The sequence below is a fragment of the Nitrobacter sp. genome (genome assembly GCF_047149785.1).
Taxonomy (GTDB): domain Bacteria; phylum Pseudomonadota; class Alphaproteobacteria; order Rhizobiales; family Xanthobacteraceae; genus Nitrobacter.
This window is the reverse complement of sequence record NZ_BAAGBE010000001.1, coordinates 554,360-570,719: the sequence shown is the minus strand read 5'-3', so window position 1 is coordinate 570,719 and position 16,360 is coordinate 554,360. Positions and strand designations below refer to the sequence as shown.

General features: G+C 58.7%; 12 protein-coding genes and 2 riboswitches. Of the genes, 3 read left to right on the top strand and 9 right to left on the bottom strand.

The window, feature by feature from the left end:
• Positions 1-64: 64 nt before the first annotated feature.
• Positions 65-283, bottom strand: a riboswitch (cobalamin riboswitch).
• A 182-nt stretch (positions 284-465) separates the two neighbouring features.
• A complete protein-coding gene (locus tag ACMDCM_RS02620; RefSeq protein ID WP_412772112.1) occupies positions 466-1,122 on the top strand; it encodes an epoxyqueuosine reductase QueH in 657 nt (218 codons plus the stop codon).
• Positions 1,123-1,223: 101 nt separating this feature from the next.
• On the opposite strand, the gene ACMDCM_RS02615 is transcribed toward ACMDCM_RS02620, so the two are convergent.
• Positions 1,224-2,351: a hypothetical protein gene (locus ACMDCM_RS02615; protein ID WP_412772111.1), complete on the bottom strand. Its 1,128-nt coding sequence runs from the start codon at positions 2,349-2,351 to the stop codon at positions 1,224-1,226.
• A 350-nt stretch (positions 2,352-2,701) separates the two neighbouring features.
• The gene (locus tag ACMDCM_RS02610) at positions 2,702-3,826 is read right to left on the bottom strand and encodes a hypothetical protein (RefSeq protein WP_412772110.1); all 1,125 of its coding nucleotides are present in this window, start codon (positions 3,824-3,826) and stop codon (positions 2,702-2,704) included.
• 168 nt (positions 3,827-3,994) lie between these two features.
• Positions 3,995-4,226: riboswitch (cobalamin riboswitch) on the top strand.
• A 108-nt stretch (positions 4,227-4,334) separates the two neighbouring features.
• Here ACMDCM_RS02610 and metE point away from each other — a divergent pair.
• Positions 4,335-6,668, top strand: coding sequence for a 5-methyltetrahydropteroyltriglutamate--homocysteine S-methyltransferase (gene metE / locus ACMDCM_RS02605; protein WP_412772109.1), 2,334 nt, complete (start codon positions 4,335-4,337; stop codon positions 6,666-6,668).
• Here metE and ACMDCM_RS02600 read toward each other — a convergent pair.
• The 7 genes from ACMDCM_RS02600 to ACMDCM_RS02570 form a co-directional block, all read right to left on the bottom strand.
• Positions 6,634-7,113: a glycosyltransferase family protein gene (locus tag ACMDCM_RS02600; RefSeq protein WP_412774642.1), complete on the bottom strand. Its 480-nt coding sequence runs from the start codon at positions 7,111-7,113 to the stop codon at positions 6,634-6,636. The genes metE and ACMDCM_RS02600 overlap by 35 nt on opposite strands.
• 51 nt (positions 7,114-7,164) lie before the next feature.
• Positions 7,165-9,207, bottom strand: coding sequence for a tetratricopeptide repeat protein (locus ACMDCM_RS02595; RefSeq protein WP_412772108.1), 2,043 nt, complete (start codon positions 9,205-9,207; stop codon positions 7,165-7,167).
• Entirely contained in the window at positions 9,207-10,556 is a 1,350-nt protein-coding gene (locus ACMDCM_RS02590; RefSeq protein WP_412772107.1) for an HlyD family type I secretion periplasmic adaptor subunit, read from the bottom strand. The genes ACMDCM_RS02595 and ACMDCM_RS02590 overlap by 1 nt, the downstream gene beginning before the upstream one ends.
• Positions 10,546-12,795, bottom strand: a complete 2,250-nt coding sequence (locus tag ACMDCM_RS02585) for a peptidase domain-containing ABC transporter (RefSeq protein ID WP_412772106.1) — start codon at positions 12,793-12,795, stop codon at positions 10,546-10,548. The genes ACMDCM_RS02590 and ACMDCM_RS02585 overlap by 11 nt, the downstream gene beginning before the upstream one ends.
• Positions 12,796-13,079: 284 nt before the next feature.
• A complete protein-coding gene (locus ACMDCM_RS02580) occupies positions 13,080-13,685 on the bottom strand; it encodes a class I SAM-dependent methyltransferase (RefSeq protein ID WP_412774641.1) in 606 nt (201 codons plus the stop codon).
• Between the two features lie 153 nt (positions 13,686-13,838).
• Entirely contained in the window at positions 13,839-13,982 is a 144-nt protein-coding gene (locus tag ACMDCM_RS02575; RefSeq protein WP_412772105.1) for a hypothetical protein, read from the bottom strand.
• A 103-nt stretch (positions 13,983-14,085) separates the two neighbouring features.
• Positions 14,086-15,225 carry a calcium-binding protein gene (locus ACMDCM_RS02570; protein WP_412772104.1) on the bottom strand — a complete coding sequence of 380 codons (1,140 nt, stop codon included), beginning with the start codon at positions 15,223-15,225 and terminating at the stop codon, positions 14,086-14,088.
• Between the two features lie 473 nt (positions 15,226-15,698).
• Between ACMDCM_RS02570 and ACMDCM_RS02565 the strand changes: the two genes are divergently transcribed.
• Complete coding sequence (locus ACMDCM_RS02565) at positions 15,699-16,358, top strand: nucleotide-binding protein (RefSeq protein ID WP_412772103.1); 660 nt, start codon at positions 15,699-15,701, stop codon at positions 16,356-16,358.
• Positions 16,359-16,360: the final 2 nt, after the last annotated feature.

Genomic DNA, 16,360 nt, shown 5'->3' with positions numbered 1-16,360 from the left:
CGCGCGCAGGAACGCCGCGGCAGACGCGGCACCTGACAAGCGACCCGCCGGGACCCCCGCCCAGGGACGTTTTGCTGTCGCGGCAGGTCTCCTGGCTCGCGGGTCCCAGCGTCCGTCCGGTCTTCCCGGAACCTTGCGATCCCAGTGACAATAAATGGACTTCGGCTCGCCGCTTACAGTTGCGGGGGCAGCGCCGGCATTGCTGGGTCATGGCCCAAGCGCACCAGCTTCCCTCTTAGCTCTCGGTGTTGCGACTCGAGAGACCGTGACCACCATATCTAGTATGGTGATCGACCTAAGTGTCAATACATCGTTTTCGAATCCCGACGCGGAATATTCGCAATCCACAGCGGGGCGAAACGGGCTCACCGCTCGGCCCGGCTCTTGACGCTCCGGCCGTTCAGACCTTTATCTCCACGGATACGCCGCGCCCTGTGTCTCGCGGCTCAACCGCCGAGCCTGATCGTGAACGACTTCGTCCGACCGAACCTGACGCCCCCGAACGGGCAGAAGAAGGTGTTGCTGCATTCCTGCTGCGCGCCATGCTCCGGCGAAGTGATGGAGGCGATGCTGGCCTCGGAGATCGATTACACGATCTTCTTCTACAATCCGAACATTCATCCGCAAAAAGAATACCTCCTTCGCAAGGACGAAAACGTCCGCTTCGCGGAGAAGCACGGCGTGCCGTTCGTCGATGCCGATTACGACAAGGATAACTGGTTCGCCCGCGCCAAGGGAATGGAGTGGGAGCCGGAACGCGGCGCGCGCTGCACCATGTGTTTCGACATGCGCTTCGAGCGCACCGCGCTCTATGCGCACGAGCACGGGTTTCCGGTGATGACGTCTTGCCTCGGCATCTCCCGGTGGAAGAACATGGCGCAGATCAATGACTGCGGCCATCGCGCGGCCGGTCGTTATGAAGGGCTGTCGTATTGGGATTTCAACTGGCGCAAGGGCGGCGGCGCGCAGCGGATGATCGAGATCAGCAAGCGCGAGGAATTCTATCAGCAGGAATATTGCGGCTGCGTCTATTCGCTACGCGACACCAATCAACACCGCCGGGATCAGGGCCGTCCGCCCATCGTGATCGGCACGCAATTCTACCGGAACGAGAGCGATTAAGATTAGCAGATAAGATAAAGGTTCAGATAAAGGTTCCTGGGCATTCCGGAGCGAGCCTACGCACCGTCATGACTGCGCGACAAATCTTCCAAAGGGCATCGTTATCGACTTTCGTTTTCGACTGTTATTTCGGTGACAGGGAGACGTGCGATTTCGTCGTCGGTAACTTCGACCTCAGTCTTGAGCGAGGCAATTTCCGGCAAAAGGCTCTTGATGACGTACCTGTCGTCAAGCAGATCGTTCACGACAACCGTGTGCCCAACGACAACCGGTCGCGAAAAGCCGAACCCCTTGGATTCGTAGGGCCGAGACGCCCCAGTTTTGAGATTTTGCACGATGAGATCGTATCGGTAGCCGCCTACGCGAGTTCTATCTGCACGGAGGAATGCGGCAAACGATTCATCAGTCACCACGCTTACGGATGTTGATATTCCTTTCGCCATAAAGAGAGGCGACAGACGCTTATCCGGAATAGCGATTGATCCAGTGCTTCGATCAAAAGGTAAGCTATAGATGTCACTCGACGCAGGCTGCAATGCAATCGACTCGGGAATAATCTCTTTCCCTGACCGAGGTCCCATTGCGGAAAAATAGACGCTGCTGGATGTGAAGCACAGGGTCCTCAGTTCGTAAAATTGAAGGTCAGCAATCCGGCGAGAACGTTCTCCATTGAACAGCCAAATATCATGTCGAACGTATCTCGACCGTCGCTGCTTAAACTCGCTCAATGGACTAGAGATATAGACCACTCTATCTTTATCTAGTTCAACTGGGTCTGCAATCGAATCGGCTGAGTTAAATAGTTCACGGCACACATAACTGTCCACTACACATGATAGCAATTCTGATTGCCCCGTATCGGCATGCTGCCTAACAAGGAGCAGTCGTTGACCGTCAATCGATAGGAATGGGTATAAGAGTCTCGTTCCACGGCTTGTCAATCTCTTGATGGTCTTCGATTTTCGATCGACTATTACTGCGTCCGAACTGCGCGGACCTGTGAACAAATGAAATGCAGTCTTTTCTTCTGATGCTGAAAAATATGCTCCAGTCGTGAGTTTGTAATCGCGATTAGCACGCGATTCTGCAGCCTCACAAGCCACCCGATAGGAGAATACTATACAAAGTGCGAGTACTGCGGGATTGATCCATCTCTTCTTGCCAACCAACGGAAACCAATGGCGAAAATTAACGATAAGATGGATGACGGTAATGCCAACACACATCATCACTTCTCCGACCAGTTAATCCAATGGGTAGACCTACAACGGGTTTTCTCGGTTTGTAGAAGGATTGTTTGCGACGTGGAGAAAGAAAACAGCAAAGAGTAAAGAGAACGACGATCGACGCAAATAAAAACGGATATTGCACTCGTTAGTTTGACGGAAAGCGTCGTCGTTCTCGCAGGCTTTCCTGCTTGTTCCAACTACCGGCAAATGAAAGAAAGGCTTATCGAAATTAACGTGGCTGGGTATGCCTGGATTGAATACATTTTGTGGTATTCCCGGAGTGAGATTAGCATACGTAGGAATGCCGACCCAAAAATCGGGGAACGAATTCGTATAATTATAGGGCATCGTTATCGGCTTTCGTTTTCGATTATTATTTCGGTGGCGGGGAGACGTGCGATTTCGTCGTCGGTGACTTCAATCTCAGTCTGGAGCGAGGTCTTACCCGGCAATAGGCGCTTGATGATGTATCTGTCGTCAAGCAGATCGTTCGCGACGACGGTGCTCCCGACGACGACTGGTCGCGAGAAGCCGATCCCGGCCGACTTGAATAATATACTTGCTGAGGTCGTCAGGCTCTGAACGACCAGATCGAAACGAAACCCACCTTTCCGATATCTGTCTGTACGTAGAAACGCGGCAAACGTTTCATCGAACGCAATGCTTGGCGAATTTGACTTGCTGCGTTCGGCCACAAAAAGCGGAGACAGTTGAGTAGCTGGAACCGTGACGACGCCGGTGTGGCTATCGAAAGGCAGCCTATAAATACTGCTCGATGCATCCTCAAGCGGCTTGTACTTTGGAATAGCCTCCTTTCCCGGATGAGGTCCCAGCGCCGAGAAATAAATGTGACTTGAGGTAACGCTCAGCCGCGTCAGCACATGAAATTGCAGATCGGTAATTGGACGTGGCTCTTTTCCCGTTTCAAACAGCCAGAGATCATTGTCGGCGTAATCGAAACGAGCGCCAGGATCGCTCGAAACATAAACGATCCTATCCGCACCTATCCCAACCGGGTCGACAATCGAAAGCTTCGTGGCAAAAAGCCGTCGACAAATCAAATTCGTTATCTCGCATGATAGAAGCTCCGATTCACCCGTGTGTGGATCCTGTCTGACCAAAAGAAGCCTCTCGCCATCAAGCGAGAGTGATGGATATCCCAGTCTTCTCCCATGGCTACTTAGCTTCTTGAGTGCCTTTGACTTAAAGTCGATGAGTATGACGTCGTCAGTCCGAGAGCTCGTCTCGACATAAAAGGCCGCGTTCGTCGAAGACGCAGTCAAGTAGCCACCTGTAACCAGCTTTTGCAGCCGAGACGCATTGGATGCGTAAGCGTGGATACATCCAGCCTCAAGAAAGCAAACCAGGACTGCCGCCAATTTGAGTAGAGTTCTATTTCGTGGGGCAAACAGAACCGCTCGACTAAAAACATCGCGAGCATTCGCAACGACATCGCAGCGAAACAAAGCTAACAAGAGCGCCTCCTCTTCTGAAACGTCATCGTGTCGAACTTTTCCGGTGTCATGCTTGGGCTGTGACCTCAGCCTCGTTCCGACGCATCGTGGTATAGCAATCCTAGCAAGGATAAAATTCTTTCATAAAGATTCGCCAAAGGCGCGGTTGACGGCCCCCACACGCTGGCCCATAGGATGGGCGGTCGAGGTTCTCCGGGACATTCAAGCCCGGAGCTAAGAGGGAAGCCGGTGCGCTCTGGTCGATGGGCCTTCGTCCATGGATCCGGGCAATGCCGGCGCTGCCCCCGCAACTGTAAGCGGCGAGCTGTGGTCCATCAGTGTCACTGGGAGCAATCCCGGGAAGGCCGGACCGAAGCCGAGACCCGCGAGCCAGGAAACCTGCCCCGGCAACATAGTCGTCCTCGGGCGGGGTGTCCCGGTGGTGCGCTTGCGGTTTTCATGGCGCGCGCCGCCAGGATTCCCCTGCCGCGTCGCTAAGGCCCAGCCCCCAACACATGGGGTAAAGCCAATGTCAGTTTCCTCTCTCCCTGTCGCCACGCTCGGCACACCGCGCATCGGCCCGCGTCGCGAGTTGAAAATCGCGCTCGAAAGCTACTGGTCAGGCAAGTCCGGCGAATCCGCGCTGCTTGAAACGGCGGCCGGCTTGCGCGCCGCGAACTGGGCACGCCAGAAGTCGCTCGGCGTCACCGTCATCCCGTCGAACGATTTCACGCTCTACGATCACGTGCTCGACACCAGCGTCATGGTCGGCGCGATCCCGGACGTCTACGGATGGAAAAGCGGGCCCGTGCCGCTCGCCACTTACTTCGCGATGGCGCGTGGCGCGCAGGGCGAAGATCACGATTCAAGCTGCGCGCACGGTGGTAGGGACGGTCACGCTCGCGGCGCGCCGGCGCAGGAGATGACCAAGTGGTTCGACACCAATTATCATTACATGGTCCCCGAATTCAGCAAGGGCCAACGGTTCGAACTCTCCTCGCTCAAGGCCGTCGATGAATATCGCGAGGCCAAGGCGCTGGGCTACCAGACCCGGCCGGTGCTGCTCGGGCCCGTGACCTATCTGAAACTCGGCAAGAGCAAGGACGCGAATCTCGATTCCCTGTCGCTGCTTCCCGGCCTGCTGCCGGTCTATATCGACGTGCTGAAGCGCCTCACCGCGGAAGGCGCGAAGTGGGTGCAGCTCGACGAACCCTGTCTCGTGCTCGATCTCGACGATGCGACCCGCAAGGCGTTGCGCGCGACATATGAACAGCTTGCGGGCGCACTGCCGAATCTGAAGATCATGCTGACCACCTATTTCGGCGGCATCGGGGACAATCTCGATACCGCGTTGTCGCTGCCGGTCGCGGGTCTTCATCTCGATCTCGTCCGCGCTCCCGAACAACTCGACACCGCGGCGGCAAAAGCGCGGCGCGATCTGGTTCTGTCGCTCGGCGTGATCGACGGCCGCAATATCTGGCGCGCCAATCTTCCCGCATTGCTTGACCGTCTCGAACCCATGGTCGCTAGGCGCGGCGTCGATCGCGTGCAACTCGCGCCGTCCTGCTCGCTTCTGCATGTGCCGATCGACGTATTGCTGGAAACAGATCTCGATGCCGAGCTGAAAAGCTGGCTCGCGTTTTCGGTGCAGAAGATGGGAGAGCTCGCGACGTTGGGCAAAGCCTTGATTGGAGGCCGCGCGTCGGTCGCCGATGCGCTGGACGCGTCTGCGGAGGCTGCGGCGGCGCGCAAGGCGTCGCCGAAGGTTCACGACGCCGCTGTTGCGGCACGAATTGAAGCGGCGACGCCCGGCATGGCCCGGCGCAAGAACGTCTTTTCCCACCGCGCGAAGTTACAACGCGACCGCTTCGGCCTTCCGTCGTTCCCCACGACAACCATCGGCTCGTTCCCGCAGACCGTCGAGGTGCGCAAGGCGCGTTCGGCCCATGCCAAGGGCGCAATGAGCGATGCCGACTACGAGAGATTTCTGCGGGAGGAGACGGCGCGAACCATCAAATGGCAGGACGACATCGGCCTCGACGTGCTCGTGCACGGCGAGTTCGAGCGCAACGACATGGTGCAGTATTTCGGCGAGCAGCTTTCCGGATTCGCTTTCACCCGGCACGGCTGGGTGCAAAGCTACGGTTCGCGCTGCGTCCGTCCGCCGATCCTGTTCGGCGACGTGTCCCGGCCCAACCCGATGACCGTTGGCTGGTGGACATACGCGCAATCCCTGACGACAAAGCCGATGAAGGGCATGCTCACCGGCCCCGTGACCATCCTCAACTGGTCCTTCGTGCGCGACGACGTGCCGCGCAGCCTCGCCTGCCGGCAGATCGCGCTCGCGATCCGCGACGAGGTCGCCGACCTGGAAGCGGCCGGGGCGTCGATGATCCAGATCGACGAGGCCGCGCTGCGCGAGGGATTGCCGCTGCGTCGATCCGAATGGAAGGCGTATCTCGACTGGGCCGTCGAATGTTTCCGTCTGTGCGCGAGCGGCGTCGCTGATGCGACGCAGATCCACACCCATATGTGCTATTCGGAATTCAACGACATCATCGCCGCGATCGCGGCGATGGATGCCGACGTGATCTCGATCGAGACGTCGCGCTCCAAGATGGAGCTGCTCGACGCCTTCAGGAACTACGAATATCCCAACGAAATAGGTCCCGGCGTCTACGACATTCACTCCCCGCGCGTGCCGGCGGTGGACGAGATGACCGGCCTGCTCAAACTCGCGCGCCAGCGCCTTTCCGACAGGCAGCTCTGGATCAATCCGGATTGCGGGCTGAAGACCCGCAAGTGGGAGGAAGTCAAGCCGGCGCTCGTCAACATGGTGGAGGCGGCAAGGCGGATGCGTTAGCGCGTTGAGCGAACGGCGCTCGCGCGGATGATCGCTGCGGCCGAAACCACGCAATATAGGAAGAGACGGTTTCGGCCATGCGCCTTGCCGGGCGCCCGGAGACTGAAATCCATGCATGGGTTGCGTCCACGGCAAGTCCGAGACGCGTAACGACAGACATACAAGAGCCTGATGCCGATGGAGATAGGCCACGATCGCATCGGGACGCACGATCGACTTCATCGCATGGCGGTTTGGAAAATCGCCCGCCGCGTAACGACTCGATGCCAGGCCCTTGCGGTATGGTCTCATGACCATTGGATCCAAAATTCAGCCAGTGAACGACAGCCGGCGCGGACGAGACGCCTTTCAACACATCCTCGATGCCGTTGCCCTCGACGGGATGGAGAAGCTCATCGGCATCGATGAAAGCGCACCATTCGGAGCTGTTTCGATAGCTGTCGATCGCATGATGAAATGCGCGTGCTTGACCCGAAATCGCCTTCCGGGGCGACGCTCAACCATCGACAACTATCACGCCAATCGCATCCAGACGGCGCACGGCTCCTTCATGGCTTTGCCGCGCCGCCTGCTGATACCAGTGCACCGCCGCGTCCCGATCCTTGGCGACGCCGTTTCCCGACATCAACGCATCTCCGAGCGCAACCTGCGCTTCCGCCATATCCTGCTCGGCCGCCTTCTCGAACCATTCGGCTGCCTTCACGGGATCCGCCTCGCGCCCCTGCCCTTTCCCAAGCATCACCGCAAGGTTGAACTGCGCTACCCTGTGTCCCTGTCGCGCCGCGGCCTCATACCAGTGCGCGCCTTGCGCGATATCCTGGGCCAGGCCTGCACCGGTGCAATGCATCACGGCAAGTTGAAACTGCGCCCCCGAATGGCCTGCATGCGCGGCTCGTGCCATCCAAGATGCCGCTGCTTTCGCATCGCTCACCGCGCTGCCCGGATCGAGATACAGAAGCGCCAGGGTATATTGCGCCTCGACATGGCCGGCGTCGGCGGCGCGGGAGAACCACGAAGCGGCGGCTTCGACATTCGCGACGCCGCCAAACCTTCCCATTTCCAACACACCGAGATGAAATGCAGCCGGCGCGTGACCGGCTTCCGCCGCTTCGGTCAACAGCGGCCTCACCTGCTCGAGCCGTTCGGTCGATCCGTTTTGGTGAAGCAGGAAAAGCGCGTAGGTCGTCTTGGCGTCCGGTTCCCCGCCGTCAGCCGCCTTGCTGAGCCACTCCCCCGCCCGGGCATGATCGCGCGGAACCCCGTTACCCGCCGAATAAAGCCTCCCGAGTTGCAACTGTGCAGCGCGGATGCCACCTTCGGACGCGCGCTCGAACCATTCGATCGCGACCTCAACATTACGTTCGACGCCGGATCCGTTGAGATAGAAGATGGCGATATTGAAGGCGGCGGTCGCATGACCGTTCTCCGCCGCGCGTTCGAACCATTTCGCGGCTTGACGGATGTTCGGACCAACGCCCGTGCCCGTCGCACAGAAACGGCCCATGAAAAACTGCGCCTGCACATCCCCCCGCTCCGCGGCCTTCTCGTACCAGACCGCGGCCTCCCGCAAATCGGGTTCCGAGCCGGCGCCGTGCGAATAAAAATCGGCCAGGGCCTGGATTGCCGGAAAGTAATCCTTGCGCGCAGACTTGCGCAACGCGGTTTCGGCTCGGTCGATATCCTTGGCGACGCCATGACCTTTCAATCGCAACAGGCCGATGTTGTAGAGTGCGATCGGATCCTCTTGAGTGGCGGCGCCCTGGAACAGGCGGGCGGCTTCGGCGGGCGCCTCCGGCACGCCCGTTCCTTTCAAGTTCATGAATGCAAGCGCCACCTGCGCCCTTACATGTTTTTGTTCGGCTGCCTTGCGATACCAAACTGCCGCCTGCTCGAAATCGACGGGAACCCCTTTGCCTTGATAGTAGACGTCGCCAAGCGCGAATTCAGCCGCGGCGCAGTTCTGGTCAGCCGCGAGCCGGTACCATCCGAGCGCCGCGTGGAAGTCCCTTTCGCAGCCGACTGCTTCGCAGTACATGTTGCCAAGGACCGTCTGCGCTTCCGCTTTGCCACTTTCCGCCGCGGCCGATATCCAGCCGAAAGCAGCGTCGACATTCCTCTCCACGCTCGTTCCGTGCGGAAATACGAGATGATGGATGTTCGATGCCCTTTCACCGAGTCGAATAGCGGAGGACTGACGCCATGTTTCATGCCGACAGGGACCGAGCGGCGGCTTGTCCCCCTGAAGCAGGATCAGGCCGAGCTGAAACTGCGCATCGACATTGCCGAGCTGAGCCGCCCACTCGTACCAAACGACAGCATCGGGCACGCTCCTGACGACTCCTTCGCCTTTCACATAAAGCGTTCCTATTCGATAACCAGCCGCAGCTTCGCCGGACTCCGACGCGAGCTTCCAAAACTTCATCGCTTCAAGATACCGACCGCGCTCGTAGGCAGCCGTTCCATGTTCAAAAGGACCGCCGCCGCGGACAATTGCCGAAGCTGGTCGAAGCCATTCGAGAAGCGATCGCGAAGAAAGCATCATGGTTCGCGCATGGCCTCGCGGACGCCCCTTAGCATTCCACCGAGCAGATACATCGCGACGGATCGGGTTCCGACATTAATGTCTCCTTGAAGGGTCATGCCGGGAATCAGACGGAAATTGCTCGGCACGTCCCTGAAATTGGACGTGTCCACCGAGCACCTCGCCTTGTAATAAGTGTAGTCGAGAGGCTTGCCGTCATCGTCCGTCGTAAATGCTCCCTCGCTGATCCAACGTAACTTTCCGGTCGCCGCACCATGCTCCGCAGCATTGAAGGCATCGACCTTCATAGTGCAGGGATCGCCGGCACGGATAAACCCGATATCCCGCGAAGAGATCCTGATTTCAGCTTCCAGCCTGGTGTCGATCGGCATGAGCGTGATGAAGGGGTCTCCCGGCTTGAGCACAGAGCCGACCGAGAGCCTAGCCATCGTCAATACAACCGAGGGTTCGGCAGCGGTCCAGCGCACGAGATTCTGGTGCTTGAGCGCCTTTTCATAAGTCGCTCTCGCATCGTCGAGCTTGTTGCGCGTCGTCACCAGATCCTGGCTCAATTGCGCGAACCACTGCTGTTTGAATGCATCTCGGTCGGCGATGATGGATCCCAACGTGTTTTGCGCCTCGATCAGACTGTTGTGCGTATTCTCCAGTGTCCGCAGCAACTCCAGCCGCGCGTCCTGAGAAATGTACATGTTGAGCTGCGATCCCGTGCCGTGCTCGGCGAGCGTGGTGCGCATCTTCTCGATCTTCTCCAGAACGTCGTCGCGCTGTCGATATCGGACATCGTCGCCACGATATTTTTCGATCGACGCCTGGGTCTCCTTGATCTTCGAGTCGAAACTGTTGAGCTGGGCGTTATATTGAGCCACGCGTTGCCCGTAGAGCGCCTTCTGCAGGGCCGCGTATTTCTGGAAATCGGGGTCCGACTTGTTTGCAAATACGAGCGGTTTCTGATTCAGCTCGGCCTCGTCACGCGCCACCTGCGTCTCGAGGCTTGCGATCTGCAACTTCGCCTGCGTCAGGTCCGCGGAGGTGAAAGTCGCATCGAGCGTGGCGAGCAACTGCCCCGTTTTCACCTGCTCGCCCTCGTGCACGTCGATCGTCTTGATGATCGATGGATCCAGCGCCTGCAAGACATTGACATGACCGACCGGCACGATGTTGCCGCTGAGGCTGGTTACGACGCGATCGATCCGCGTCAGACACAGGATCGCGACCATCGAAACCAGGAAGGCGGAGAGCACGAACAGGGTGGCGCGCGCGGCCAGGGGTTCGGCGGCCTCGCGGATTGCATCGGTCTCCGACTGAAATTGGCGAACGGTCGCGAGCGAAGCCTGGCTATGGGACAAGGGTCGGGCTCCGGAGTTTCGGCTTGTCGCTGCGGACCGTCGGCGCGAGATGCGTGTTCTGCTGGTACCAGAGCGAGCTGTAGATATCATTCCGCTCCAGCAACTCCTCGTGCCGTCCGATATCGTCGACTATCCCGCGGTCGAGCACGAGAATGGCATCCGCCGTCGTTAGCGACGACAGCCGGTGAGAAATGATGATCAACGTCCGGCCATTCGCTATCCGCGTGATGTTGCCGTTCACGATGGCCTCGCTGTCGGCGTCAAGCGCGCTCGTGGCTTCGTCGAGGATGAGAATCGGCGGATCGACGATCAGCGCCCGCGCGATCGCGAGCCGTTGCCGCTGACCCCCGGAGAGGTTGGGCGATCCCTCGTAGACACGGGTTTCGTAGCCACGCGGCAGCTTGTCGATGAATTCCTCCGCGCCCGCCAGTCGGGCCGCCTTGACGACGTCGTCAAAGGTGGCATCCGGCACCGCCGCGCAGATGTTCTCGCGGATCGTCCCGCTAAAAAGGAAGTTTTCCTGCAGAACGATGCCGACATTCCTGCGCAGATGATCGACGTCGTATTCACGAACGTCGATCCCGTCGATCTTGATCAGTCCGTCGTAGTCGGAATGCAAGCGCTGCAGGAGTCGGGTGATCGTGGTCTTGCCGGAGCCGCTCTTGCCCATCACGCCGAGCGTCCTTCCCCTGGTGACTTCAAAGGAAACGCCGTTCAGCGTCGGGGAGACGGCGCCTTTATACCTGAAGGTGACGTTGGAAAACTCCACTTTCCCCTCGATCGCCGAACGGACGCCATGCCCGGAGCGTCCCTCCTCCGCCGGCTGGTTCACGAGGTTGCGGACGGTGGCGACCGCGCTGCGCGCTTCATCATATTGATTGATCAACTGCGCCATATGCATCAACGGGGCAGACACCCGCTGCGACAGCATCAGGAAGGCAAACAACGCTCCGATAAAAACGGGATCACTGTTTGTCAGCGCGAGATACACGCCGACGGCATAAGAACCGCTCACCGCCAACCGCTCCAGCGGGCGCACCACCGCCTGGATCGCGTTTCCGGTCATCCCTTCCGCGAGTCTCGCCTTGGCGACACGCGCAACCAGCACGTCCCAAAAGTGGCGCTGCCGCGCGTCGAGCGCCAGCGATTTCACCGTCCGAATGCCGTTGAGGGTTTGAATCAGAAACGCGCCCTGATCGCCTTCGGCGGACAGAACGGCGTTCGACGCCTTGCGATAGACCGGCAGCATCAGGATGAGCCACCCGACGATCACCCCGGACAACGCCAGAACCATCAAAGTCATGATCGGGCTGAAAAAGAACATGACCGGCAGAAAGAAGATCAGCGTCGTTGAATCCAGCACCGTGCCGAACAACTGACCCATCAGGAACGAACGAATGCGGAACACTTCCCGGATGTCGCGCGCGACGAGTCCGACCGCGGTCTGCTCGAAATAGTCGATGGGAAGATTGAGGACCTTCTCGAAAACGTAGGTGGACAGCTTGACGTCAAGCCTGGTCGTCAGACGATGAACAAGGATTTGCCTGAGGAACGCGAACATCGCCTCGAAGGCAATGATGACCAGCATCGCCAGGCAAAGCACGTAGAAAGTGTTGTACGCGTGATAGAAGATCACCTTGTCCGACAACAGACGCCAGAACATGATCGGCGCCAGGCCGAGAAATCCGAGAACCAGCGCTGCGATCGCGACATCCCGGACGATCCGACGCTCGCGGAATATCAATGCTGCGACGAAACCTAAACTGAACGGCTGCGATTCGTCGGAGATTTCGTAGTTGCGCTTGGCGAGAACGACGTCCCCCGACCAGATGTCTTCGAAGCGAGGCCGATCGATGACGAGAAGCGCGTCTTCCGCCGCGTTCGGATCCCTCAACGCAACGCGGATGTTGTTGGCGTCTCCATCGACGCGCAACAGCACCATGTAGCTTCCGTCGCGCAGGCTGACGATGGTCGGAAGCGCCTTCTTGAGATGAGAAAGTCCGTCCCAATCGAGTTTGACGTGCTTCGATCGCATACCGGCCTTCTCGGCGCAGCCGACGAGCTGGTTGGGAGCGACTTCTCCGCCGGCAAGAAGGTTATCCTTGATCAACTGCGTCGAGGTGAGATCCAGCCCATACTGTCGCGCGACAATAACCAGACATTCGAGCCCGGACGGAGGCACGGGATCGATATCGGCATTCTCGGCAAAGGCTTGCTCGGCGATGGCTTGCGCGATCATGAAAGCTCGATCTATCTGTTTCCGCCACGAGACATTATCATTCAAGCTTGAATGATAACACTCTCTTATCAATAACATTAGACATAATAAAAGTGACGGAAACACGAACGTTCAAGCGGCCGTCGGCCGGACGGCCCTGAGTGTGATAACGCAAATTTAGGTGGGGGTTCAAAAGTTCGCTTCGTCCAAATCACACTACAATCATAAGGTTGCGAGCATCCCGTCGATTTCGAAGTTCTCATCAAAGGTTGCTTCAGGAGCATGCAACCATCGGAATCGGGGTGCTAGGCCGAGGCTTCCTGGAAGTTGAAGCCGCTTTCCAACAATGTCTTCTTGATGGCCGTATCGTCGGCCTCGGGCATCAGCGCCAGCGCACGGACCTCGAAGTTTTCCGTCGCCACGGACACCGTGAGAAAACCCGCCATCAACAGCAGATTGCCAAGCCGCTCGGCGGTAAATCCGGTGCGATGGGCCATATGCGCGTGCCCCTCCTCTATCGCACGGGAATGACCGTAGAGCATGTCGAGCGGCCTGATAGGACCTGACGGAGAATGATAGGCGACGGTCGCAACACCTTGCTCGACGATGAACCGAGCCACGGCCTCGAGATCCGGGGTCATGATCAAAGCGAATCCGTCCCGCTTCAGGATCCGATGGAATTGGCGCAGCGCGGGAAAAACATCGTGCGCGTAGAGATGTTCAAGGACGTGCGACGACCATATCACGTCAAACGACTGTGGCTTGAAGGACTTTCCGAGGTCGAGGATCGAGCCGACGACGTCGGGCTGGACACCGGGATCGATGTCGAAGCGCACCTCTGTCAGATCTTGCTCGCGCACCATTCGAGCGATTCGTCGCGCGGATCCCGGTCCGGAGCCCGCATTGAGCAAGCGCTTGAAGCTGGATGGCAAAAGCGGCTCCTAAACATTCCCGCCCGGAGCGATCGGAAGCGGTTGAACGTACGACTCCGGGAGCCGACTACCATCACGCTATCGATGTGGCCTCACGAAGGCATAACCTCCTCTCAATCTCTCTTCGCATCGCTAAAGCTTTTCCGCTTCTGAAAGCGTCGCATTTTCATCGACGACTCGTGATGAAAGGTTCGCCTGCTTGGAAGAAACGGCGTCGCGCCCGCCGGACAACGCCAGCCAAGCCGTCATCCCGTCAAACGACGAAACGCCTATCATGTCGGCATCTGACAAGCTTTGATGCCGTCAATGGAAAGGTTTCAGAGCAAAAGCCCCACTTGAAAGTGGGGCTTTCACAAATGATTCCTCTCTAGCAATCAGATCATGAGAGCTTCGGCAGGTTGACGACCTGATCGGTGAAGTGAAGATCCTCAACTCCGCTGACAGCAATCGTCTGTTCATCGCTGAAGTGAAGCGTGTAGGTGTTTGTGTTCGAATCGACGTCGATCTTGGTGACATCAAAGAACGAACGACCGACGAAATCGACGGAGTCCTTGCCGTCGCCGCCGAAGATCGTATCGTTGCCCTGGTGCGACTGAATGTGGAAGGTGTCATTGCCGGCGCCGCCCTCCAGCGTCGAATTGGCGCCCGGGGCGCCGCCGGAAATCCAGAACTGGTCGTTGCCCGCGCCGCCTTGCATGACATCGCCCTGCACGCCAACCAGCGTATCATTACCAGCGCCGCCTATAAGCGTGCTGTGCCCCTCCATGGCGCCGCCGGATCCCTGACCACCGCCATGATCGCCAGGCCCCTGACCGCCGCCATGGTTATCTCCGTGGCCGCCGCCCTGGCCATTCCCATGACCACGACCACCCCAATGGTCATCGCCACGATCCTGGTCACCGCCATGGCCCCTCCCGAAGACCTGGTCGTCCGCGCTGGCAACGCGCTGATGACCGCCCGCATTGGCATCGGGCGCGCGGCCGCCTGTTCCCGAGGCCAGCGCCGCTCCCGATACCAGGTAGTCGTTCCCGGAGCCGCCATCCAACGTGTCGTTGCCGGTGCCGCCGAAGATGCTGTCATTGCCGGCGCCGCCGAACAGCGAACTGTCACCATGACCTCCACGGATCACGTCGTTGCCACTGCCGCCATAGACCGTGTCGTTGCCGCTGTCGTGCAGGTTAATGGTGTCCGACCCTTTCCCCGCCGCGACGAATATGTTGTTGTCGCCTCCGGTCACATCCAGCCGGCCGCTGTGATCGTCCAGGATGATCGCCTTCAGGTTGGGATTCGTCTGGACGCTCGTCGACTGCGACACGTCCAGGATCTGAACGACCGGTGGAACCGCGCCGCCGTGAAACGGCCCGGACTCCAGCCATCCCCTTGTGCCGTCCTCAGTGTCGTGGAAGACGCCGCTTTGTTCGAGCGAGTCGATCAGCGCTGATCTCACCCCCGCTTCGATGTTCCCGTTATGCTGGACAAAATGATCCAGCTCGGTCTTCGTTAAGTAGGAAACGGCCATGGTACCCTCTGACTGGATTCACGAGATCTATGGCGAGGCAGATACCCGGTCGACGCCGATCGACGCTAATATGCTGCGGCTCGAAGGTGCTATAGCTTGAACCAGAACGAAATGATCACGCCGACACCACTGCATCATTCACATCATTTGTTATGATGCAGCGCGCTATCTGTTATACGTATGTTAGTGGCGGGCGCCCACTCAAGTCAAGGTTAAATTCACGCGCTGCCAAACCCACAATTTGACCGATATTATCATTGATGAGTAAGCGGCAGCGCCCGAGCCTTGATTTGTAGGAATTCTCGCCATTTCAACTAAAAACGGGTCATTCGGGATTCGATGGCGGGGGACCGCGCCAGGCTACGCCGCAGCCCTGGCGGTCGATTCCTCGATTGTGACCGCCCATTAAGAAATGGTAACGTCGCCAGGTGTTTTACTATCAAATGTTAGAGTCTGGTTATCATGGCGGCCACATGAACGCTCCCGGACCGATCCGGAGGATTATCACCGTTACCCAGCGCAAAGGCGGCGTCGGCAAAACCACGATCGCGGTGTGCGCCGCCGCCGCGCTCGCCCGCCGCGGACATGACGTCGCGTTGGTCGACAGCGATCCCCAACGTTCCGCCTCGCAGTGGGCGGAGCCGGGTAATCTCGAATTTCCTGTCTATGAAATGGCCTTGGAGCAAGTGCCGGTATCCGTCTGGGCACAGGAAGTGCGCGGCATTCGAGCCGGCGTCGTGGTCATCGATACCGCTCCCAATGCGCGCGAAATGGGAGCTTCGATCGCCCTGGCCAATCTGATTCTGGTTCCCTGCACGCCGTCGGGCCTCGATCTAGACGCAACATTGCAGACTCTGGCGATCATCGACGCGGCGCGGCAGCATCGGAAGGACCAGATCAAGGTGATTCTGGTGCCAAACAGACTCGACCGCCGCACCCTGGAAGGACGACAGTTGATCGATGAATTGGGCGGATTCGGCGAGATCGTCGCGCCGCCGATCGCCAGCCGGGCAGCCTTCGTCCGCTGCTTCACCAGCGGTCAATCGGTCGCGAGTTTCATGCCGGGAGATGCCGCCGACCGGGAAATCCAGCAGCTCACGGATGCGATCGAACAAACCGTGCGAGAGCAATAGCG

Coding starts and splice junctions, on each gene's coding strand:
- ACMDCM_RS02575 (WP_412772105.1), bottom strand. CDS start 13,982: ATGATAGGCGTTTCGTCGTTTGACGGGATGACGGCTTGGCTGGCGTTG.
- ACMDCM_RS02595 (WP_412772108.1), bottom strand. CDS start 9,207: ATGCTTTCTTCGCGATCGCTTCTCGAATGGCTTCGACCAGCTTCGGCA.
- ACMDCM_RS02585 (WP_412772106.1), bottom strand. CDS start 12,795: ATGATCGCGCAAGCCATCGCCGAGCAAGCCTTTGCCGAGAATGCCGAT.
- ACMDCM_RS02565 (WP_412772103.1), top strand. CDS start 15,699: ATGAACGCTCCCGGACCGATCCGGAGGATTATCACCGTTACCCAGCGC.
- ACMDCM_RS02615 (WP_412772111.1), bottom strand. CDS start 2,351: ATGATGTGTGTTGGCATTACCGTCATCCATCTTATCGTTAATTTTCGC.
- ACMDCM_RS02570 (WP_412772104.1), bottom strand. CDS start 15,225: ATGGCCGTTTCCTACTTAACGAAGACCGAGCTGGATCATTTTGTCCAG.
- metE (WP_412772109.1), top strand. CDS start 4,335: ATGTCAGTTTCCTCTCTCCCTGTCGCCACGCTCGGCACACCGCGCATC.